This window comes from Paenibacillus lautus NBRC 15380 (assembly GCF_004000945.1).
In the GTDB taxonomy this organism is placed as follows: Bacteria; Bacillota; Bacilli; order Paenibacillales; family Paenibacillaceae; genus Paenibacillus_AQ; species Paenibacillus_AQ lautus.
Window position 1 is genome coordinate 310,574 of record NZ_BIMF01000002.1, and the last position, 23,363, is coordinate 333,936.

General features: G+C 49.2%; 18 protein-coding genes. 4 read left to right on the plus strand and 14 right to left on the minus strand.

Translation table 11 applies throughout. The features are described 5' to 3' along the window. Positions 1 to 45 precede the first annotated feature (45 nt). From treR to PLA01S_RS04855, 12 genes are all read right to left on the minus strand, one after another. Positions 46 to 783, minus strand: a complete 738-nt coding sequence (treR, locus tag PLA01S_RS04800; RefSeq protein ID WP_127590336.1) for a trehalose operon repressor — start codon at positions 781 to 783, stop codon at positions 46 to 48. Between the two features lie 63 nt (positions 784 to 846). Next, positions 847 to 2,868 (minus strand): PTS system trehalose-specific EIIBC component, encoded by a 2,022-nt coding sequence (gene treP / locus PLA01S_RS04805; protein ID WP_127590338.1) that lies wholly within the window; start codon positions 2,866 to 2,868, stop codon positions 847 to 849. Positions 2,869 to 2,894: 26 nt separating this feature from the next. Beyond that, a complete protein-coding gene (gene treC / locus PLA01S_RS04810) occupies positions 2,895 to 4,610 on the minus strand; it encodes an alpha,alpha-phosphotrehalase (protein WP_127590340.1) in 1,716 nt (571 codons plus the stop codon). Between the two features lie 241 nt (positions 4,611 to 4,851). Further along, complete coding sequence (locus PLA01S_RS04815) at positions 4,852 to 7,272, minus strand: glycoside hydrolase family 95 protein (protein ID WP_127591062.1); 2,421 nt, start codon at positions 7,270 to 7,272, stop codon at positions 4,852 to 4,854. 26 nt (positions 7,273 to 7,298) lie between these two features. Further along, entirely contained in the window at positions 7,299 to 7,679 is a 381-nt protein-coding gene (locus tag PLA01S_RS04820; RefSeq protein WP_174819187.1) for a hypothetical protein, read from the minus strand. 344 nt (positions 7,680 to 8,023) lie between these two features. Further along, entirely contained in the window at positions 8,024 to 9,508 is a 1,485-nt protein-coding gene (locus PLA01S_RS04825) for an S-layer homology domain-containing protein (RefSeq protein ID WP_127590342.1), read from the minus strand. Between the two features lie 132 nt (positions 9,509 to 9,640). After that, positions 9,641 to 10,336 carry a response regulator transcription factor gene (locus tag PLA01S_RS04830; protein ID WP_127590344.1) on the minus strand — a complete coding sequence of 232 codons (696 nt, stop codon included), beginning with the start codon at positions 10,334 to 10,336 and terminating at the stop codon, positions 9,641 to 9,643. Further along, positions 10,333 to 11,811 (minus strand): sensor histidine kinase, encoded by a 1,479-nt coding sequence (locus tag PLA01S_RS04835; RefSeq protein ID WP_127590346.1) that lies wholly within the window; start codon positions 11,809 to 11,811, stop codon positions 10,333 to 10,335. Before PLA01S_RS04835 ends, PLA01S_RS04830 begins: the two co-directional genes overlap by 4 nt. A 9-nt stretch (positions 11,812 to 11,820) precedes the next feature. Beyond that, positions 11,821 to 13,041, minus strand: a complete 1,221-nt coding sequence (locus tag PLA01S_RS04840) for an amidohydrolase (RefSeq protein WP_127590348.1) — start codon at positions 13,039 to 13,041, stop codon at positions 11,821 to 11,823. 260 nt (positions 13,042 to 13,301) lie between these two features. After that, positions 13,302 to 13,616, minus strand: coding sequence for a hypothetical protein (locus tag PLA01S_RS04845; RefSeq protein ID WP_246059328.1), 315 nt, complete (start codon positions 13,614 to 13,616; stop codon positions 13,302 to 13,304). Continuing rightward, entirely contained in the window at positions 13,561 to 14,094 is a 534-nt protein-coding gene (locus tag PLA01S_RS04850; protein ID WP_246059329.1) for a phosphotransferase enzyme family protein, read from the minus strand. The genes PLA01S_RS04845 and PLA01S_RS04850 overlap by 56 nt, the downstream gene beginning before the upstream one ends. 36 nt (positions 14,095 to 14,130) lie before the next feature. Then, positions 14,131 to 14,694 carry an SMI1/KNR4 family protein gene (locus PLA01S_RS04855; RefSeq protein ID WP_127590350.1) on the minus strand — a complete coding sequence of 188 codons (564 nt, stop codon included), beginning with the start codon at positions 14,692 to 14,694 and terminating at the stop codon, positions 14,131 to 14,133. Between the two features lie 175 nt (positions 14,695 to 14,869). On the opposite strand from PLA01S_RS04855, the gene PLA01S_RS04860 reads away from it, so the two are divergent. Then, complete coding sequence (locus PLA01S_RS04860) at positions 14,870 to 15,655, plus strand: M15 family metallopeptidase (RefSeq protein WP_127590352.1); 786 nt, start codon at positions 14,870 to 14,872, stop codon at positions 15,653 to 15,655. 191 nt (positions 15,656 to 15,846) lie between these two features. After that, positions 15,847 to 17,310, plus strand: coding sequence for a 4-hydroxyphenylacetate 3-hydroxylase family protein (locus tag PLA01S_RS04865; protein WP_127590354.1), 1,464 nt, complete (start codon positions 15,847 to 15,849; stop codon positions 17,308 to 17,310). A 92-nt stretch (positions 17,311 to 17,402) separates the two neighbouring features. On the opposite strand, the gene PLA01S_RS04870 is transcribed toward PLA01S_RS04865, so the two are convergent. Then, positions 17,403 to 19,487 (minus strand): DUF5054 domain-containing protein, encoded by a 2,085-nt coding sequence (locus tag PLA01S_RS04870; RefSeq protein ID WP_127590356.1) that lies wholly within the window; start codon positions 19,485 to 19,487, stop codon positions 17,403 to 17,405. A 209-nt stretch (positions 19,488 to 19,696) separates the two neighbouring features. Continuing rightward, positions 19,697 to 21,256, minus strand: coding sequence for a HEAT repeat domain-containing protein (locus tag PLA01S_RS04875; protein ID WP_127590358.1), 1,560 nt, complete (start codon positions 21,254 to 21,256; stop codon positions 19,697 to 19,699). 146 nt (positions 21,257 to 21,402) lie between these two features. On the opposite strand from PLA01S_RS04875, the gene PLA01S_RS04880 reads away from it, so the two are divergent. Both PLA01S_RS04880 and PLA01S_RS04885 read left to right on the plus strand, forming a co-directional pair. Beyond that, positions 21,403 to 22,275 (plus strand): helix-turn-helix domain-containing protein, encoded by an 873-nt coding sequence (locus PLA01S_RS04880; protein WP_127590360.1) that lies wholly within the window; start codon positions 21,403 to 21,405, stop codon positions 22,273 to 22,275. Positions 22,276 to 22,553: 278 nt separating this feature from the next. Then, complete coding sequence (locus PLA01S_RS04885; RefSeq protein WP_246059330.1) at positions 22,554 to 23,285, plus strand: protein kinase family protein; 732 nt, start codon at positions 22,554 to 22,556, stop codon at positions 23,283 to 23,285. The last annotated feature ends 78 nt before the right edge of the window (positions 23,286 to 23,363 follow it).

The following is a 23,363-nucleotide window of genomic DNA, read 5'->3' on the forward strand; positions in this document are numbered from 1 at the left end:
GACAGCAAAAAAAGCCGCGATGAATTCGCGGCTAAATAATCACTTCTATTGGTCTCCAAAATCATGATTGGATTCTCTTCTTGCAAAATCAACGAACTGAAACTTATCCAATCGATGTCTCGATTCCGTATATTGAAAAAGCGTGGTGTCTTCCAAATGTACGTATCCCCGGACGACGACAACATGCGTATCATTTCCGATATCCATATAGGCTTGGTCCATGGCCGTGGCACGTTCAACAGAGATTATTTTTTTCGAGTAGCTGATTTTTAGATGGAGTGTATGCTCCAGGTATTCATAAATGGAATCGCCCGTAATTTCCTTCGTTAACCCAGAAACGATGTCGGCAAGCAAGTAATCGATATCGAGAATGATACGCTCCCCTTCGATTTCCCTGGCACGGATCACCTTCCATACGAGCTGGTCCGGACGGATTTGAAGCTCCTTCGCAATGCTCTCCCCTGCAGGGATGCGTTCGGTTACGTAAACAAGCGTTCGGCTCTTTCTTCCTAACCGTTCGGCAAGCTCTTTATAACTGACGAGCCCCGTTACCGGGAAGTTCATTCTTCCTGTATCCAGCACAAATGAACCTTTACCTTTTACTTTATGGATGTAACCATTTTGAGCCAGCAAATTAAGTCCCTTGCGCACCGTTTCCCTTGTAATTTGATAGGTTGCCGCAAGCTCGTTTTCCGAGGGAAGCTTGCTGCCGGGTTGGAGAGCGCCGGTTTCAATTTGATCGGCATAATCTTTGTATAGCGTCCAATAAATGTTATTTGTCATCCCATTATCACCATCAGCTATTGTACCATGTTCCAGTGACTATTACATGTAACATAGAAACCGTCAGACTTCATTACCAAGAGACACTTGCAATACTCGAGTTTCCCCCGGGATCGCTTCACCTACAAACTCGTGAACCTCTTGAATATGGTCTTGTCCATCTGGAATAATAATCGGCGTAATGACGGGCAATCCGGCTTGTTCAATACGTTCGATATCAAATTCAAGCAGAAGCTGTCCTTGGGTTACTTCGGCCCCAGTTTCCACAAGCGCGGTAAATCCCTCACCTTTTAAAGAGACGGTGTTAATACCCACATGAATGAGAACCTGTACCCCGTTCTTATCGGTTAAAATAATCGCATGTTTACTTTTCTTGATCAGATGCGCGACTTGTCCGTCAAACGGAGCATACACTTTCCCTTCGGACGGGATGATGGCGATGCCCTGACCCATCTGTTTGTCCGCAAAGGCAGGGTCGGGTACCTCAGACAAGGAAACCACAGTCCCTTTAATCGGCGCCATGATATCGACTGCGGCTTTTTGCACAGCTTCCGTAGTTGGACTATTCTCCGTTAACGATGACGCTGATTGACGGTTGTCGTTCGTTTCAGCCATTACCGCTTGATCTCTTGAGACGGTGTCGGCCGCATTCTCTTTCACAGGACGTCGAAGCTGCTTGGACAACTGGTAACGCCCGAACAACAATGTGCCTGTGAACGGAATGACCAGTACAATCGCCATGCCTATGAAGAAGACGCCCCACTGGTTAGGGAAGATCGACAGGAATCCCGGAATCCCGCCCACGCCGATCGACGAAGCCAGAACGTTGTTCATGGCCAGCAGCACGCCGGCAATCCCGGAACCGATCATACCGAAGATAAACGGATATTTATGACGAACGTTGACCCCGAAGATGGCAGGCTCCGTTACCCCCAAGAAGGCCGAGATGGAAGATGTAACAGCAAGTCCTTTGGCTTTCTGTTCCTTCATGATAAACATCATGGCCAGCGCTGCGGCGCCTTGAGCAATATTAGACAGCGCCAGCATCGGCCATAAGAACGTTCCGCCTTCACTGCCGATGAGCTGAATGTCCACCGCAAGGAAGGTATGATGCATCCCCGTAATAACTAAGAGTGCATACAATCCGCCGTAGATCAGTCCGCCCAGGGCAGCAAAGGAATCAAAAATGCTGACGAGGCCTGAAGTAAGGACGTTGCCGATGGCAAACGTGATCGGTCCCACCAGAACGAACGCGAGGAACCCGGTCACCAACAGGGCAACGGGTGCCACGACAAGCAGCTTAATGGAGTCATGCACCCGTTTGTTTAGGAGCTTCTCGATTTTGGCCAAAATATAAGCCGAGACAAGGACCGGCAGCACTTGTCCTTGATAACCGATTTTCTCCACTTCAAAGCCGAACAGGTTCCAGATTGGAACTGTGCCTTCAAGTTTGGCATCCGCATACTGGTAGGCGCTGAGCAGATCCGGGTTTACCAGGATCAGGCCCAGTACGATACCTAGCAGCGGATTGCCACCGAACTGACGTACCGCCGACCAGCCGATCAAGACGGGCAGGAAAGTAAAGGCGGTGCTAGCAATCAGATTGATGATTGACGCTACGTCTGCCCACTCGGGATGGACCTGAATCAACGATTGTCCTTCATAGAAAATGCCCGGTCCCGTCAGCAGATTGTTAATCCCTAACAATAAACCTGCCATGACGATTGCCGGCAGAATCGGTATGAAAATATCCGCAAGCGTTTTAATTGCTCGCTGCAGCGGATTTTGCTTTTTGCTCGCAATGTTCTTCACTTCATCCTTCGATACTCTCGCACCGCCGGTGATATCCATCATTTCGTTGTAAACCTGGTCTACAAGTCCCGGTCCGATCACGACCTGAAATTGTCCCTGGGAAGAGAACTGCCCTTTCACCAGGTCGTTCTCGTCAAGTGCCCGGGAATCCACCTTGCTGTCGTCCACAAGGGCAAATCTTAATCGGGTTACGCAATGCGTAGCGGCTTCGATATTGTCTTTTCCGCCGACTGCCTCGACAATGCGTTCCACGTTTTTGCGATCAATGGCCATAGCTCTACGCTCCTGACATTATGAAATTAGTTGTTATGAATAAGCCACATATAGGATGCATACGGTCGAAGTGCAACTGTTGGAGTAAAGCGAGGTTCTTCCGTTGTGTTGCCGATTAACAGTTGAACCGATCGACTTTCGGTCAGAGTGTCTTGCATCTTCTCGGAAAGCTCGAACGAGACGTCGCGGTCGCTGAAATTGGAAATGACAACAAGCGTCTGCTCCTTGTTCGTTCTGGCATACGCATAAATTTCGGGATGGCCTTCATCCAGGCGAACATATTCACCGTCCGTAATCACCGGAATGTTCTTTCGCATTTCTATCAGCTTTCGGTAATGATGATATATTGAATAAGGATCTTCCACCTCGGATTGCGCATTGATAATCGGATACCGCTCATCGATCTTGATCCAAGGCGTCCCCGTCGTAAAGCCGGCTTGATCGCCGTCATTCCACGGCATAGGCAATCTGGAATTATCTCGCGAGCGTACCTTGACGATCTGGGCAGCCTCCTCCGGCGTCTTCCCCTGCTCCTGGAGAATGGTGTACATGTTTAAGGATTCAACATCCCGAAACTCGGATATATCATTCCATTTCGGATCGGGCATGCCGATCTCTTCCCCTTGATACACATATGGCGTGCCCTGCAAACCGTGAAGCGTCGTGGCCAGCATCTTGGCGCTTTCCGTACGGTATTCGCCATCATTGGTGAACCGGGTCAGCGCGCGCGGCTGATCATGGTTGTTCCAGAACAGGGCATTCCAGCCGCCGCCCTTCTGCATGCCGATTTGCCAATCGGAGAGCACTCTTTTCAACTCCTCGAAATCATAAGGCTTAAGTTCCCATTTTTGCCCGTTGGGATAATCTACCTTCAAGTGGTGAAAGTTGAACGTCATGGAGAATTCATTCTCCTTCGGGTTCGAGTAACGAATGCAATGCTCCAAGGTTGTGGAGGACATCTCTCCCACCGTGACGAGATTGTAAGGCTTGAACACTTTTTCGTTCAATTCCTTGATGTACTCGTGCACCCGGGGGCCGTCCGTATAAAACCTGCGCCCGTCTCCAGGCGCAATGGAACCATCATCATCGGGATAAGCGGGATCTTTCGATATGAGATTGATAACATCCATCCGGAATCCGCTTACGCCCTTGTCCGCCCAAAAGGTGAGGATATCCACAACCTCCGCCCGGACCTTCTCGTTCTCCCAATTCAGATCTGCCTGCGTTTTGTCAAAAAGTGTCAAGTAATATTGCCCTGTCCCCTCGTCATACTGCCATGCCGGGCCTCCAAACTTGGATTGCCAGTTGTTTGGTGGGCCGCCGTCTTCTGCGGGATCCCGCCAGATGTAAAAGTCGCGATACGGGTTATCGCGTGAGGAAATGGCTTCTTTAAACCATCGATGCTCGGTCGAAGAATGATTCACGACGATGTCGATCATCAGATGCATGCCTCTTTTTTTTAACTCGGCAACAAGCTCGTCGAAATCGTCCATCGTCCCGTATACAGGATCTATGCTGCAATAATCCGCAACGTCGTAACCGTTATCATTTTGCGGAGAAACGTACACCGGCTGGAGCCACACAATGTCGATGCCAAGTCCTTTTATATAATCAAGCTTCTCCATGAGCCCGCGAATATCGCCGGTGCCTTGGCCAGTCGTGTCGTTGAAGCTCTTCGGATATACTTGATAAACCGTCGAAGTTCTCCACCAATCTGGAGACTGGGTTCCTGAGTTTTGCATGTGACTGGGTCCTCCTCGTCATGTTGTATATACAGGTTACATATAGAAAAATCATATACATGTATATACAGGTTGTCAACCGTTTAACAATTAATACCCACTTCCAGGACGTTTCGACTACAAAAATAACAAATTAATTGGAATTTTCTTCTGATTCCACGTAAAAAAGACTCCTTCATGGAGTCTTTTTTTTCAACTTCGAATTGTACGGATACAATCGAAAAGGTATGCATTATGCCGATCAAGCCCTAGATTCCCCAGCCGGTTCCGTGACCAGCCGATAGGTTATTCCCTGTTCTGCTGCAAATGAATACACATCTTTATTGGAGAGCTGTACGGGAATCCGGGCTTCGCCTTGGTAAACCGCAATCAAATCTCCATGGCCAACGCCTACGCTGCACATACTGCCACACCGGGACATGATCTCTGCCTCCGTCAGTCTTCCATGCTTCCAGCGAATGTTGACTTCAAAGCCGCCTCGTGCCCGTAGTCCACGCACCTCGCCTTCCGGCCAAGCATCCGGCAGAGCAGGCAGCAGCATAAGAACGGAGCGATGCGACTGCAGCAGCATTTCCGCAATTCCCGCTGTAGCCGCAAAATTGCCGTCGATCTGAAAAGGAGGATGCGCTCCTAATAAACTCGCATACACGCCCCCGTGCTCGTAACGCTCCGATTCCCCGTCCCGCACCAATCTCAGCATATTGGTTAACAGTCGAAGCGCCCGGTTGCCGTCCCCGAACCGGCTCCATAGCGCAACTCGCCAGCCCAGGCTCCAACCCGTGCTTTCATCCCCGCGACGCTCCAAGGAAGTTCGGGCTGCTGCAAACAGATCAGGGCTTTCTTCCGCAGATAGCTGTCGTCCAGGATAAATCCCGACCAGGTGTGACGTATGCCGATGAAATACGTCCTCATCCTCGAAGTCATGGGACCATTCCTGCAGCTGACCGTATCGACCGACCTGCAGTGGCAGCAATCGTTCTCGTTTGTTAATCAATTCCTCTCGGAAATCCTCATCCGCGCCGAGAATGCTGGCCGCCTCCATGCAATTGGTGAACAGCTCCCAAATGAGGGAAATATCCATGGTCGCCCCTTCGCTGATCGCAGCTGTCCCATCCGACGTGCGGAATTTATGCTCCGGTGAGGTCGACGGAGATGTCACGAGATGACCTTCGTTATTTTCTATAAGCCAGTCCAAAGCAAATAAGGAAGCTTCCTTCATGATGGGATAAGCAACTGCGCGCAAATAGGCTTCATCACCACTAAATGCGTAATGCTCCCATAAGTGCTGCGTCAGCCAGATTCCTCCCATCTGCCAAAGCGCCCATGAAGGATCCCCGTCCCCGTAATTGCCGACCGGAGCGGTATGGGCCCAAATATCCGTATTGTGATGAACCGTCCAGCCTCGAGTACCGTAATGGACGGCGGCGGTGTCCGACCCGTTCACCGACAAACTTCTGATCAGCTCCAGCAGAGGTTGATGGCATTCTGCCAAATTGCATATCTCCGCGGGCCAATAGTTCATTTCCGCATTGATGTTCAAGGTCCAATTGCTGCTCCACGGCGGCCGGGTTGATGCATTCCATATTCCCTGGAGATTGGCGGCTTGCGTTCCGGGTCTGGAGCTTGAGATCAGGAGATAGCGGCCATAGTGGAACAACAGCTCGACCAGGCCTGGATCCCGGGCACCGAACTGCTCGATTCTCCTCTCCGTGTCCATATCACCGGAAGCTAGTGTCTCGCCTAATCGGAGGCTTACGCGATCATATAGGCTGCGATAATCGTTGATGTGCCGCTCGCGCAGCTCTGTCCAAGTGTGGCTTCTTACAGCTACCATACTAGTCGCAGCTTTAGCAGCGGCTGCAGCCGACGGATGGTCCCCGCCATCGCGGTGACCGGGAATTTGATCGAATCCGTTGAAGCTGGTTGCCGCGGTGAAGTAGATGACGGCTTCGCTGGCATCCAGTACATGGATGCCTGCGGCGTCCACCGTAACGCGGCCATCAGTTTCGGCCACTGCCAGCCGACCTTCGAAAGCCATGGCGGCGGTATGTTCAGGATCGCCGTAACGTATTGGACGATCAGACGACACGTAGCTGGGCTCGACGCGTTCCGGTGCAAATCCCGACATGAAGTACATATTTTCTTCGGTCTTTACGGTATAGCGCAGCGGACTTTCCAGATGTGCATGGAAGTTCAGGGCGCCAGGAGCGCTTGAGGTTAACCGCAATGCAATCATCTGGTCTGGGCTGGATGCGAAGCATTCTCTCGTATAGGACACCTCTCCGATACGGTATTCCGTTCGTTGAACGGCATTAGCGATATCCAGCGTTCTTCGGTAAGAATGAAACACACCTCCATGATCAAACCTGAGGCATAAGTCTCCAAACGGGAGGTAAGATTCCGTATAGGGCCCCATCATCTTGCGCCCTAGCTGGTCAGCCTCCGAATAACGCCCCTGGCGTATCAGTTCCCGGATCGCCGGCAGCGCATCCCGGGCTGACGGGTTGTTCCAATCCCTGGGATAACCGGACCACAGCGTATCCTCATTCAAGCTGATCGTTTCACGTTCCACGCCGCCGTAGATCATAGCTCCAAGACGTCCGTTGCCGATCGGCAGCGCTTCGGTCCAGACTGATGCCGGCTTAACATACTGCAATTTCATATTTTCTCTCACTCGCTATGCCTCCTTTAATTCAAATCGTCATACTTCAAGTCGTTACACAAAATATCAACTCCAATGCAGGCTTCCAGCTTGACGCGTTCGTCCAAAGGGACATTCCCTTCACGGTCGTATTTCTCCTGCATCCGAATCACGTTATTTTTAAATATCAGTCCCTCCGTGCTTCTTGCCATTAACCAATCTTCTCCGGTCGTTTCAAAGCGGTTGCCTGTAATCCGGATATTGCGATGAACCGATGCATGGTGATGTTTATTCTCAGGCGCAATTCGAATCACGGAATGCCCGGGGCTACCGCAATTCACAAACCGGTTATCCAAAATGCTCATATCCGTTACAGCGCCGGATTCGTACCAGGATGAGGCGTCCGCTGCGACCAGGATAGCGCTCATCTGCATAGCGTTTTCATAAACGGATCGAGTTCTTCCACCAGCTAATAAATCTGATCATAATGGATGTTGGCGGCGCATGGGTAGGTACTTCTGCGTATAGAAGGGTACATTTTTCCGCCTCGATACGTGCATGCAGCTAAATGACAGAAAGTAACTCCATATTAGGGTAATCGGTGAGCTTGGTAAATATCCGATTGTTAAGGATCATGATGCTTTATGACAATAACCGAAAGTAACCATGCTTTTGAATATTTTGATCATAGTCCGCAAAAAAACAATACAAAGAGGACAAGCTTTACGCTCGTCCTCTCGATCATGTACAGCCATGTCCATGCTGTAAAATATTAATTTACAGTCAGGGCCGCATCGGTTTCTCCTGCCCACTCTCCTACCGGTTTGATGGTATACGTCGTTCCCGACTTCAGTTTACTCTCCTGCGTCAGATCAAACACGCCTACGGCTCCCTTGCGGCTTGAATATTTGTAGGTTGCTATTTGGTTGTTGCCGTCTGCGTCGGTCAATTCAACGCTCCGGCCGGAGAAGAGCTCGTCCCCAGGATCCTCGGACAAGGTAATGGCAATGGAGCTGTCGCTGATTGCCTCGGCTCCGATGATTTCCAGCGGAGCAAACGCTCCTGCTACGAATGTCGGGTTGGCCATCTGTGCCCAATCCGAGGTAACGGTATAAGTAACACCCGGCGTCGGTGTCTGGCCTTCCGGCAAACGGAATTTCGGTTCTTGTTTGCCATCCGTGGACTGGGTAAACGGTACGTATTTTGCCACGATAGGTTGTCCGCCTGCAGGCGTAATCGTGACTTCCCTGCCCTGTCCTGACGAGATGATCTGATAGACTATTCCATCGGCGCTGTTGTTCTCATCCAGTACGAATGCATTGGCTCCGCGGCCTCCGCTATAGGCGGAAATAACGTAGCCGTAGTCAACGACGCCATTCTCTTTAAGTGCCTCCAACTCAAACGTATCCTGAGCGACTTGTCTAGCCTCTGTCATGTCCAACTTCGCGCTATTGCCTGCAAATGTGCCTGCTGTTTTCCCTTTATAGGTAAGCGTATACGATGTACCTGGTTTTTGAACTGAGGTTGGGACGATGTAAGTGGAAATCGAGCCGGTCTTCAAGCGCGGCATGTTGGTGAGTACCAGCCCGTCGTTAAATTTAAAATCTTCTTTGGCTTTGGCAAACGCCTCATTCTCTGCCGTCAAGGGAGCATCGAAGGTGACGATCAGGGTTATGGCATTCAATGCACGAATGCTCGTGATCTTGGCTTTTTCCGACGGAATTGCCTCATGGGCAACGCTTATCAAGTAGGCTGCTTGACCGCGAGTCGTATAGCCTTCCTCGGAGTAAAAACGTTTCGCCCAAACATCCACGGACTTCGCGTCTCGTTTCAGAGCCTTGGACACCATTTGTACCAGCTCGGCGTGGGTAACCATTCCCCGTGGATCAAAACGGCCTTCCGGTGCCTGCATGACATCCTGCGCTACCAGCTCAGCTGCGTACCGTTCATACCACGCGTTTGGATTCACATCCGTAAAGCTTGTCTTTGCATCCCCTTTGCCTTCAAGTCCAAATGCAAGATCAAGCATTTTCGCCAGCTCTGCCCGCGTGATCGGACTGGTTATCCCCATCGTGCCATCCTGGTATCCCTGCATCACGCGAAGCTGGGACAGCTCTTGAGTGGCTTGCTCTATATCTTGTGCAGCCAGCGGGACTTCCGCAGCCTGGGCCTGCAGAACATGAAACGGAAGCGAAGCGGTCGTTCCCAGGGCAGCCGCCACCATCATGGCCGCCAGTTTATTAGAATATATTTTCATTTGTAAACCCTCCCTATTTCGATGAGTATGAACGTGGAATCGTCATATCTCCATGATAGAAGAGAGTCCTAAACTCCCAAGAAAGCAGGGATTAAGCGTTTCAAAAACTTTTATTAACAAATTCTAAATTGTTTAGACCGAAAAGCGATAGCCAGCCCCCCATACCGTTTCAATATACTGCGGATTGGATGGATCCACCTCCATCTTTTCGCGCAGCTTACGGACATGGACGGTTACGGTTGCGATATCCCCGCTGGAATCCATGCCCCAAATCCGTTCAAACAGCTCCGTCTTGTTAAACACCCGGTTCGGATGGCTTGCCAGAAATTCAAGCAAATTAAACTCCCGGGTCGTAAACGTGACTTCCTCATTTCGGATGAACACTCTTCGCGCCGATTTATCGATGACCAAGCCGCGAATATGAATTTCTGAACTAGGACTTTGGCTTTGTTTGCCCATAAGCCTTATATATCTCATCAAATGGGCCTTGGCTCTTGCAACTAGTTCGCTCGGGCTGAATGGCTTGGTAATGTAATCGTCGGCACCGAGATTAAAGGCACGGATTTTATCGATCTCCTCATCCTTGGCGGATACGATCAGAATGGGAACCTCCTTGTTCTTTCGGATATGGCTGCATAGTTCAAAGCCATTCATACCGGGCAGCTGAAGGTCGACAATGATAAGGCTGTAGTCCTCGTTAAGGGCAAGCTTCAATCCCTCATTGCCTGTATGGCATAGATCTACGTGAAAACCGTTCAGTTCAAAATAATCCCGCTCCAATTGAGCGATCGTTGACTCGTCTTCAATGATGAGAATACGTGTGGTCATGGGTTACAGCGCTCCTTCGTAATCGCTCGTTTGAGGGTAAAGTACAGGCTGGTGCCGACGCCGGGCTCGCTTTCCGCCCAGATCCCACCTCCGTGTCCCTCGATGATCTGGCTGGCAATTGCAAGCCCCAGGCCGCTGCCGCCCGTTGAAGAATTGCGGGATTGCTCCGCACGGTAAAACCTTTCGAATATATAAGGGATCGCTTCCGGCTCGATGCCCATGCCATTATCCCGTATTTCAACCGTTACCCATTCCGGAGAAAGCTGAGTGGAGACGTATATGGTTTTGTGCAACTTGTCCATAAAATTTTGAGCATTCCCGATAATGTTGAGCACCGTTCTCTTTAATTTTTCCAGATCGGCAATGACCTCGACAGGCTGACCGATACGTTCCTTCCACTCCAGCCATATTCCCTTTTCCTCCAAAACATAGCGCTGCTCATCGATGCAATCGTCTATAAAACCGATGATATCGACATGCTCAAACATGAACGGAACCTGCTTTAAATCTAGCTTGGAATAAAGAAACAGTTCATCCACAAGTTTATCCAGATCGATGGTTTTGGTGTAAATGATGTTCACATATTTATCCATCTTCTCCGGTGTATCCGCAACGCCGTCGCGTATGCCTTCGATATACCCTTTAATATTTGTTATGGGTGTGCGCAAATCATGAGAGATATTGGAGATCAGCTCTTTCCGGTTCTCTTCATCCTGTAGCCGGAGTTGAATCGATTCAAGCAGACGCTTCCGCATATTCTCAAACGTCTCGTTTAATTGGCCGATTTCGTCCTTGGAATGCAAACCCAGAGAAAACTGGAGATTTCCCTCCTTGATGTGTTCCGCCGAATTGCGGAGCAAATCAAGCGGTTTGACCACGCTCCGTGTGATCCAGCGATATAACAATACATTTGCAACGACAACGATGCCAACGAGACTCAAGACAAGAATGGGCAGCAGCTTGCGCGTAACTTCGCCGAAAGGACTTCGCTCTCGAATAACATACACACTCCCTCTGGCACCATCCGAATACCGGAAATCATATTTGGCATAAGCATAAAACCGCTCACCGATGTTGAGGGTATTGCGAATCTGATTGTTGTTCAGGTCATATGGAGGCAGATTCGCTTCCAGTTCAGGCTGGTTCATCGTATGGGACTCAAAGATCTGGTCGTTTTCTCTGCGGACATACAGGCCCGCTCGTACGGTTCTCAGCTTAAAATCGTATTCCGTCAGCAGCTCTTTGTTCTGCAGCTCATCCGGCTCGTTCTTGGCAAGATATTTTAATTCGAGGAAAATAGTCTCCTCTTGTTCCGTGAGCGGGTTAATCTGGTAGTGCACTTTATAAAAATCCCGAATACCGTGAATATCGCCGGTAGCCGCAACGGTAAACAAACTGGCAGTCAAGACAAAGACCAGCAAGCTGATGACCAGCATACCGGTATAGGACAGCAGCAACTTAATCCGGATGGACATGAAATTCGCCTAAAAAGAACCGGAAACGATGTTTCCCTGAAACATCGTCGCCACGCGTTTGGATCTTCTCGCAACGGCTTCAGCCGAACAAGAAGCTTCTAGAAATACGATGCTGGCAACATCTCCGACCTGCGGCCATACCTGTTCCCCTTCATGATTAAGCGGTGTAATGCCACCGGTAATATATTGGAGCGTTTGCGCTAAAGCGCGTTCATCCACCCATCTGGATATTTCGGCCAGTCGGCCGGCGCGCTCCAGCACATCCCCATTTCCGAATGGCGACCATACATCAAAGATGTTGTCGCATCCGACGGCTACTTCTACACCGCGCTCGTGCAGTAAGCCAACCGGCGGAAACTTGCGGCCAATGGGCACACTCGTAATAATGGCGACCCCCGCTTCAGCGAGCAAGTCCCCCATCTCTTGTGCTTGGGATGGTGGAATATCACCCAGTCCGAAGGCATGGCTTATCGCCACCTTGCCTTGCAGACCCGCTTCAATGGTTAACTGAGCTAATCGCTTCATGGTGAAGAGCCCTAGATGATCGGCATCGTGCAGATGTAGGTCAATGCCCGCATGGGCTTCGACTGCGAGCTCCACCATTTCCTGCAAGGATGCTTCGATATCGCCATCCACCGTCGCCGGGTCAACCCCGCCGACCAGGCTTGCTCCCTTTCGAAGTGCTTGTCTTACCCCTTCCCTTGACTTCGAGCGCAGCAAACCATGCTGTGGAAAAGCAACGATCTCATAGGACAACTTTCCTTCAAATGTGCGTAATGCCTGTTGAATCGCTTCTAAATGGTCTAATCCCACTTCCGGATAGATATCCACATGCGTACGCACATGCGTCACGCCGGACTCCAGATAAACATCAAGCAGCCTTTCTGCACGGTCTTGCGTCAAGGTATCCAGCGAAGGAAGCGTCGCTTTCTCGATAGCCAAACGCTCGAAAATACTGGAAACCGGCGTAACGGCACGCCACCTGTCACCGAGCAGCGTTTTATCCAAATGGCAGTGCTTTTCGATAAAGGATGGCAGAAGCAATAAACCCTTCACGTCGTGTTGCGTCAACTCGTCTGTTATAGTTGTGTCGGAAGCTACGATTTTCGCGATTTTCCCATCTTCTATGAATATATGGCGAATCTCCGTTTTTGTTCCCGTAATAACGCCCTCTTGTACTTCATAACCACTCTCTAATCGGGCATTTGTTAACCAAAATGCTGAACTCATATCGATCATTCCTCTCTCCCCTTGCCAGACATACGATTATGCTATCACAGGAAAAATGATATGGATAATATTTAAAAAATAGGATTCACTTATGTTTTACATATACATAAAAAAGAAAAGCCACCCGCTAAGATGACTCTTCTGGTGGTCTTGGTTATGCTTGATAATCTCATATGTAAATCTCCTATTATCGAATCATGGGCTTTATTGTTAATTCATGGACCTTTGGTCCAGCCATACCTGAAACTCTTCCAGCGTCCTTACGTTTTCTTCCAGAACCGCTGTATAAATATCAAAGCTTCGCACGGCTTTGCCATATTCAGCACGGCTTGCCCAGTTATTCTCAAAATAGCTTCCCGGCGTTCCTCGGTCAGCCGTTCAGGCATCGTTATGATATGTTTCAAGTCGGGTTGTCTCTCCGGTTCATCCACGAACCAAATGTCCATTTTCCACTCCTTCCCCTGCTTAGACTTATACTTTAGGCCAATGTACAAGCCATCCGGATAAGCGGGATCCGTATTATAAACGCCGGTATCGTTGATGAACTTCAGCTCCCGTACACCAGCTTGCAGCATGAGTAAGCAATCCCCTGACTCGGACGCTCATCCAAGCCCTCCTGCACGTACTGACCATAGAATTGGTGCAGCTCTGAATACTGGCCCCCAGCTTCTCGACCATGACCGGATCGCTTAGGTCATCCTTCTGCAGGTCTCTTCCTTCCAGCCAGGTAAGCATGGAGCTGTTCCAACGCTTCCCTTCGTGTTCAATGATCGTAATCAGTTTGCCTTCCCGATTACGCAGCGGCCTTTGGACAAGCAGATGATCCCGGCCTGACAAGTGCTCCAGCATTTGGAGTTCACCCAGCAAACCGTCATAGGTATGCTGCTGACCTGCCATGCCGTCTTTTACCGGTTGATGAATGCGCAGCAGATATGTACTTCCGTCATGGTCTTCCACCTTATAGGTTCGATTTTCATTATGCCGAATAAACGTAATCTCGGGTTTCCGGATGCCGTATTCGTTCAAAATTTTTTGCAGCTGTTCATTTTGCATATGAAATTTCTCCTTCTATGTATAAAATGGACCGCATCATCCTTCAAGGAACGTATGGTCAAAATACGCCTTGAAATCAGGATATAGAAATACCAGTGACTTTTTAAGCTCAGCCCGATCCGTTTGTTCTTCATCCAAATCAAAACATATTTCATGTTCGATCTCATAGATGGCCCCGAAGCCCTCGCCCGCGTCTTCGTTTACATCGATACACCATATTTTGCCGTATTCGGAATCCCATGTGAAAGGAAGATATCCCAGCCGGCATAACAAGGGATTGTACATGTCCCTGACGTTATCCAGCGGCTCGTCCACAGCTTGTTCAGGTATGACGTCAAAGTAATGATGGTACGTGGAGATGAATGCTTTATACCACTCGGGAAAAGTCAATCCATACTCTTGTTCCATCACCCCAATATCAACTTCACTTATAGTGGAAGGAACCAGATTCCATATGGACCACTCCTCACCCGTATCGACGGCCTTCATCTCTGCGGGAACGTCAGGGCGCATCCACCTGCAGAATCCCTCCTCCGTAACTTGACTATATTTGGCGTAATAGGTCTCAAACCCTTGTTTGATATATTTGCGTATTTCCATCTAAAAAGTCTCCTTATGTAGAAATTTGTCTCTATTTCATATCACTATAATCTATTTTTGGGTTATTATTAGATTCGATCTATTCTATTTTGTTTACAATTCAGAAACAAGTCAGAGATTCTACCGATATAACTCTCTTATATACTCAGAGATAGCTAACGAGGAGGGACTTCAAATGCACAAAAAAATCGTCAAATCCATCATACCCACGGTCATCATCGGTTCCGTTGTCACAAGCCTAGCCTTATCTAGTGTTCTCAGCAGCACAAGTATTGGCAAGGTGGAAGCTGCCGCTGCATCTTCTTCCAGCTTATCATTTACTAAGTTTTTGGAAAACAACGCACCTCACCGGACTTTAAAGACCGTTCATGGTATCCATACGGTCACCAATCTATCAAGTACCGTTGTACTCGTCAACAAGCAAAGAAATCTACCATCGAGTTATGTTCCGCAAGACTTGGTTGTACCCCATATTCCGTTCAGCTTCTCGGGACCCAGTCCTAAAAAACAGATGAAAAAGGTAGCGGCAACTGCGCTTGAAAAATTGTTTGCGGCAGCCAAGAAAGACGGGATCGACCTCAAAGCCGTGTCGGGCTACCGGTCCTATGCCACTCAAAAAGCCATATTCGAACGCAACGCCCGTAATAAGGGCGAGGCCGTCGCTAACAAAACAAGCGCGCGTCCGGGACAAAGCGAGCATCAGACCGGGCTCAGCATGGATATATCCAGTGCTTCCGTAGGGTATGCTTTGGAGCAAAGCTTCGGAAATACCAAGGAAGGCAAATGGCTGAAAGCCAATGCACCGAAATACGGATTTATTATTCGTTACGGAAAAGGCAAGGAGAAATTAACCGGCTATTCTTATGAGCCTTGGCATGTTCGTTACGTTGGCGTCTATATTGCGGGAGAAATCACGAGACAAAACCTGACTCTTGAGCAGTATCTGGGCCAATCCCAATAATCGCACAATCAAGAAACGGACCATAATGGGTCCGTTTTTTTTGCCTTCTCTTCTTGTCTTAAGCTTCTGAAGTACATTCGCATATTTTACGTCGTTTCCGGCGGACAATGTACTCCATATAGACTAAGCACGTACATTAACAGCAGTAGACAGGTTCGTTAGCTATGATTTTCGCAAATGGGGTGAACAACATGCCTATTAAATCGGGAAAGCAGTATATCGAACGGATTGACCGACAGAATATCAACATTTGGTATAAAGGAGAGCCTATCAAGGGACCTTTATCCGAGCATCCTGCATTCCAAGGTCTTATTCAAACCCAAGCCGATCTATACGATATGCAATGTGAAGCAAGTTATATCGAACAGATGACGTACCCCTCACCCGATACGGGAGAACGGGTAGGCTTGTCTTTTCTCCCGCCAAAGAACGCTGAGGATTTGCAGAAACGCAGACTGATGATGGAGTTATGGGCGAACAGGCATCACGGCTTTTTAGGGCGCTCTCCCGATTATATGAACACCGCGATCATGTCCTTATATACCGCTGCCGATATTCTGGAGGAACATCATCCGAAATATGCGGAAAATCTCAGGAACTATTATAAGTACTGTCGTGAACATGACATTACATTATCTCACGCCTTCATCCAGCCCTATGCTTGTAGGATGTCCGGTCAGCAAGATGCTGCTGAAGACTCTATCGCAGCTAAAGTCATAGAGATTAACGATGAAGGAATGATCATAAGCGGAGCCTTCATGATGGCGACACAAGGTGCAACTTGCGAAGAAATGCTGGTATTCCCGACACCGTCCACAACGTTGTCCCAGGATGTGAATCCTTCTGCATTTGCATTTGCGGTTCCCAATGATTTACCGGGGATGACTTTTATATGCCGCGAAAGCTACGGTGCCACTTCTTCCTATGATTATCCTCTCAGCGCGAGATACGAAGAGATGGATACGCTCGTCATCTTCGACCGCGTGCTGGTCCCTCATGATCGAATATTTTACTATGGGGACGAGACTTACGCCGGGCGTTTATTCGGCGAGAGTCACTTTCATACGCATATCGCCCACCAAATGGCCATCCGTTATATCGTTAAAACCGAATTCATGCTCGGTTTGCTGGAATCCTTGGCAGATGAACAGAACGTTGGACTCGAGCCCCATATGGTCTCGAATGTTGCGAAAATGATAACATTTCTGGAGACCTTCAAAGCATTAAGATTGGCGTCCGAGCAGGGGGCCAGCCAGGATCCATTCGGATATTTCGTTCCTGCCGCCAGTCCTCTTCTCGCATCCAGCATCCTCTTCCCCAAATTCTATCCCGAGATGGTAGAGATGATTCAGCTGCTAGGCTCCAGCGGCCTGATTATGATCCCTTCCGAATTGGATTTTCAATCGGATTCCGGACCTTACCTTAACCAATATTTAAAAGGATCCACTACGGAGGCTTGGGAGCGAATCGCATTGTTCAGGCTTGCTTGGGAGCTTGGTGCGAGCTCGTTCGGTGGTCGGCAAACCCAGTTTGAACGATTCTTCTTCGGAAATGCGCAGACGGCAGCCTATCGCATGTATAACCATTTTGCACAGCATGAGCAGCTACGAAGCAGGATTAACGATTTTATTACCAAGAACCATCCTTCATCATAACTTGATCGACGGATGATCGTGCATATATAAAAAAGATGCGAGTTATAAACTCACATCTTTCCGTGTTGTTTTTCATGATGGGCACATATAGCTCACGAATGAGAATGCAGTCTCAATCTGAACCGATACTTCATATCGTCTTCGAACCACATCATAAAGTTTGTACCCCAAATGTTATTGTGCAGATTGAAATGGAATCCACCGGTCAATGAAACATAGGAGTTGTCGAATTGCAGCAACCGCGGTTCCCCCGGGCACACAAGCGGCGCGTCCAAGGTTTCAATGACCACCGTTCCGTCTGCCCCCTCATAATATAGGCCGGAATTGACACCATGCATGTTCCGGTTACCGTCCTTCACGACGAACAACGGAGATATACGCTGGCCCAGCTTATCCATCATCCATGCGTTGGGATTATCCACAAGGGGGGCAAACGAGAACCAGCTTGCTTCCGGAAGACGGCAGGCTGGTTTGCCCTTCCAGCTCAGACTTACCTCTATGACGGGCTCATTCGCAAGGAACGTATAGATTATGTTCAATCGGCGGGGAGCCCCATAGTGGTTGCTCAGAATCTCCGGCAGCTTCATTTCCGCCGTTACGATATCATAATCGGCGTTCCTCTCCAGGTGCAACGTCCGCAAGGACGCGGTATATCGCCGATACTCCGGCCGCGGCTTGACATACTCGATTCCCGGCTTGCCGAAATCGTTGTCTGCCCAGCCATGATGGATATCCAGATTGGTCATGTATTCTTTGAAGAAACGGTCGTAGTTTTCTTTGCTGAAGGTTTCATACCTATAAGTGCCCAGTCTTTGATGGTCATCCGCCCATGCTTTCCCAGATCGATCCATTAATCGGTTTATCGAGCCGTCGGCGGCGAAACTCACCTGAAACTGACCTAATTCGTATAGCTCGTTTGTTTCGATCGGTTGTTTGTACTCCATCGGCTCCGATCCCGGAAGGGGATAATGCTGGTTCATCCGATCCAGCTCCCTTCTCGCTTCAGCTGCCAACGACTTCGGCAGCGATTGAACGGCCTCCTCAAGATAATCCCGCTGCTCCTGCCAAGAGCTCTCGTAATGGCTGTACGACCTGGTATCAATCGCCTGCTGGCATAGGTAGTCATATTTCCTCAATGTATTGTCTTCAACGATATCCCGTGCTCTTGCAGCGGCTAAATCCGTGGCGGAATAATGAACAAAATCGGCGAGATAGACGGAATTGTTCAGCCCCCAGGTATGCTCGGGAATCAACATCAGACGGTTGCAAAATCGATCGTACGCATCACTGTTCTTGTCCAATTGACCGGAATCGATCCAGCGATCCCGGAGGCGAAGCAATTCACGGTAGCGGGCAATTTTCCAAGGATCCGAGGCAATGCCGTGTATCCACGAATCCCCGATTTCTTCGCTCACGACAGGCAATCGGTCCTTTACGGTTTGAAGCCGCCGGGCAAATGCATCCAGTGTCGAGGCCATGATTTCCGCCCCTGGATAATCCCGCTCCAACTGTTCAAATAAAACACGGATCTCCTCCATAGAAGATGGACCATGATTATCATGGGTATGGGCAAAATACAGGGCATCTTCCAACCCTTCCATGTGAAACGGCTTGCCGTAACTATCCGCATAATGAACGATGATCTCCGAGCCGTCGGAAGCCCGCCATACAAACATCTCCGGCACCTTGGGATTTTTGGATACCATATTAACGCCCAAATGCAAATATTGTATGCCGTGTTTAACCAGCAAAGGTACCATGGCAAGGGTATGGCCCGGAACGTCCGTCATTTTAGCGGCAACCGTGGTTTTTCCATACTTTTGGTCCAAGCCGCCCGAAATGGAGATTCCAAATTCGAATAGCCGGGCATCCATGATCTCCGTATGCGTCGTAAACGGCAGCCCATGCCAAACGATGCGTCCCTCCCCAATGGCATGTTCCATACGCGCCCGCATGTCAGGAGAAGCCGTTCGCAGAAATTCATCGATTAACCATGAGCCGGTCGTCCATACGAATTTTACGTTCCCCTCTTCATTTGCCAGCTGTTCGGACAGTTCCAGAGCCTGGGGTATGAAATGCTCCATATAACGCTCGATTACGTTCTTTCCCAAATCGGTAAACCCGATGTCCAGATGGGTCTTGAATACGACATGAACTCTTTTGATTGATGTTGCCATCCATGACTGCCCCTTTCAACAATAAACGGCTAACGCCGAACTTTGAGCCCCATTTTACTAGAGCAGATCGCACAAGTCTTTGCATGAAAGGGTCATGCTTTTGCAAAAAAAGGACACCTGCCATGAATCGCGCCGGAGCTCAGGCATTCCAAAAAGCCCCTCTCATTTCGGCTGGGAATGGGAAGGGCTTCGGAAGGCAAATTCGGATATCAGAAAGTGCTCGCCTTCGTTGTGTCCGGACACCATCTGGCCGGTCGATAATATCGAATCAGGACATCCATCGCTTCGGGTGTCCGCAGATGGGTAAGCGTTTCGAAGGCATATGCCCTTACATAACGATCCTTGCTGTGAAGCGCTTGCTCAAGCGAATGGATGACTAGGGGAACATCAGGAGCCTTGGCGGTACGAAGCAACGCCAAGGCCGCAGTGTATCCCATTTTATTTAGGATATAGCTCTGCTGGCTGAAGTCCGTTTCATCGGTTTCCGCGGTTCCACTTCCCTCTTGCAGAAGCGACTGTTCCAATACGTTTGCCAAGGCCTGACACACATCGCCTGCCTCGCTCCCCATCATGCCCAGCGCTTCGACTGCATTTCGGCGAACCCAATCGCTCGGGTCCTGCAAGCACGTGATCAATGCCGATGAAACCTCATGCGTCGAAGGTACCATCGCTCCCAATGCGAAAGCAGCAAGCGCCCTGCGCTTCTCGTTTGCGTGTTCCAGCAGTGCAAGCAGTCCTGGAACGGCACCAGCGCCGGCACCTTGCAGTCCGTAAGCCGCTCTCTCTGCGATTTGCGTTGTTCCTTCGGAAATGAGGCGTATCAATTCATCGATGCCGGCGGAGCCCAGTTGGCCAAGCGCATAACCGGCATTCAAAGCTACCGGCTCCCTATCATTCAACATTCGGGCCAGTTCAGGAGCCAACGAAGCGGCCTTTTCTCCTAGCAATCCAGCTTGATCCGCGGCCCTTGCGCGAACGGTCTCGTCCTCAGACTTTAGGTCTTCTGCCAATTGCTCTATTTGGGCTTTGTCTCCCGTTGCAGTGGGGATCCCCTGACCCGGTTCGCCTCGCATCCAATTCCATACATCTCTCCATAGATTCAAATGCACGTAAGGTGTTCCGCCCGTAAGGCTCATCTCCTTCTCTTGATGATTCCAGCTCGGCGATTCCGGCGCATGCAATCGAACGAATTGAAACTTTAACATGTAACGATCCATGTCGGAGACATTAAGCGAAGCTTTATGCCATAAATCAAAATGAACCAGAACCATCGTTCCGGCTTTGCCGGTCGGCAGCAGCGTCTTGCCTTGATCGCCTACAAACTTTTCGTAATATGCGGTACCGGGCATGATGGCGGTCGGTCCCATTTCCTCAGTGATATCCTGCATGTAATAAAAAATCATCGCCCACCAAGGCCGGTGGCTGCGCATGCTGGACCAGTAACCGTCTTTGTGCCACTGCCCGCCTCCCGGCAGCGGATCGCCCGGCTGATTGTAATGGCAATGCCGATGCGGATGCATATAGTAATCCGGTCCGAGTACACTCGTCAAAGCCCCTTTAACGACCGGCGTTTCGAAGAACTGCTGAATCTCGGGCACCCGGGGCAGGATGTTATTGCCGGGATTTCCTTCCTCGTGAAATACGACATTCATTTTATCCCTGACGGCAGCATGAAGCTGATCCGGCAATTCGTTGTGAAGCACCACATACCCCTTCGTAATAAATTGAATTATTTGTTCATCCGTCAATAGGCATTCACAATCCAACATCTTAATTCCCTCCTCATGCATGAAATGAATTCAGTGTTAGTATAGCAATGGTGACGATCGCTGTATTTACATAAACGTCAGGGTTTTGTACAATCGTCATGCGAATATTTATACAATCTTATCTTATAAGGAAGTGGAAATAATACGTGGATTTTGCCGTCTTCCATCCCTATGTGTTTTATGCGACACGGTATCCCTTTTCCAAAGGTCAAAGCAATAACAACCGGCACTGCTATTCGTCATCGCTTTATCTAATTACCGAGGGTATGGGCATCCTTCGCACCAGAGGCCGCACATACCATACCGACACGGGTTCCCTTGTCTATATACCGGCAGGGCAGCCGCATGATTGGATAGCGGACAGCCAGGATCCCATGGTACATGTCTGCTGTTATTTCGACTGGTCCTATGTGGACCGCCGAGCTTTGGCGGATCATCCCAGCGTGATCTGTTATGACATTGCCCAGCTGATTCCATCCTATGTAGGCCCTTCTTTTCCCTATGCCATACCCGAGCTCATGAGGGTTGAGAAGATCAACGTATGGAGCGATTGGTTTGAAAAATTCTACACCGGGAACCAATTCGAGAATGAGCATACCTACATGCGCAGCGTAAGGACACAAAGCCAGTTCCTGCAATTCATCGAGTATTTTCTTGCATTCGCATTACAGGATGAGGCCATTCCCGATCATAGAATGAACAAACTACTGGAGCGACTGGATCAGGATATCCTGCACGGCAAGCTGCGTCCATTGGAGTCGTATTACGAGGAACTTCGGATCAGCAGAGGTTATTTTTTCGAATTGTTCAGAAGATCGACGGGCTTGCCGCCGACCCAATACATTAACCAGTTCCGCATCAATCGGGCTAAGGAGGATCTGCGCAATATGGACCTCAGCATCACGGAGATCGCCGAGAAGCACGGCTTCTCTTCTATCCATTATTTTTCGAAGCTGTTCCGGCAACTTAACGGCTTATCGCCGCTAGATTACAGGAACGATCGAGTGGATGTCGATTGACCAGTAGAGATTCACCCTAATCCGCAGGATATACCCTCAATTCGTCTAATCCGATCAAAAAGCATATAATGTACGATAACAAGGGATCGCACTTGCTCTAAACATACTAGAGGGACCAAAAGGAGAGATTTGGAATCGATATGCGTTTTTTTTCATACCTAAGCTCCTTTATAAACAATTGGCGGGATTACCCGGCTGAAGAAAATACGATACTGGGGAATCGTTACACTGTTCAACAGAGGATTGGGGAAGGAAGTTACGGCATCCTGTATAAATGCATGGATCAACAGAGCGGCGATGTGGTGGCGGTCAAACAGTCACGACCCAGCAAAGGCGATTATGCAAGACAATTGCTGGATCGGGAGGCAGCGGTATTAAGATCCCTTAAGCATCCGCAAATTCCGGCATATCGGGATTTTTTCACGAACAACCGCGATCGTTATCTGGTCATGTCTTATATGAACGGTGATACGCTAGAAGATTTGATATTTGAACAAAACATGAAATACGAAGAAGACGAATGCATTGAGATCACACAGCAGCTTCTGAAGCTGGTCAGATACCTACACGAGCAAGGCTATGTTCATCTTGATCTGCGGATTCCTAACGTACTGTTTAAGGATGGCAGGATCAACCTTATTGATTTTGGCCTGGCGAGAAGGATCGGTGAACCCCCTCCGCTTCAAGTACCTGTACGGAAAAAGTTCAAGCGAGGCAGCTCGGCGTCCTCTGTTCAATTTAAGGATTCGAAGGAAAGCGAGGATCTTCGGGACATTGGTCACTTTATGTTGTTCATGCTCTACTCCACCTACGAACCGGATAACAATCGGGGTGCAGCCGTGGAGCGAAGCTGGCAGGAAGAATTGCATCTCTCGATGGGACTGCAGAATATGATCAAACGATTGCTGCAATTGAGTGAACCTTACTTAAGCTCTTTGCAGTTCATGCACGAACTGCAGTCGCTCGCTAAAACAAGAAGCCACCCCTCGGATAAGAAGGGCAGCCTTTAATTTGATTATGGGGTTTCATTTATGTTACGATCCGATTAAATTATATGGAATGATTACGAACAAGAAAGGAGGATGTTT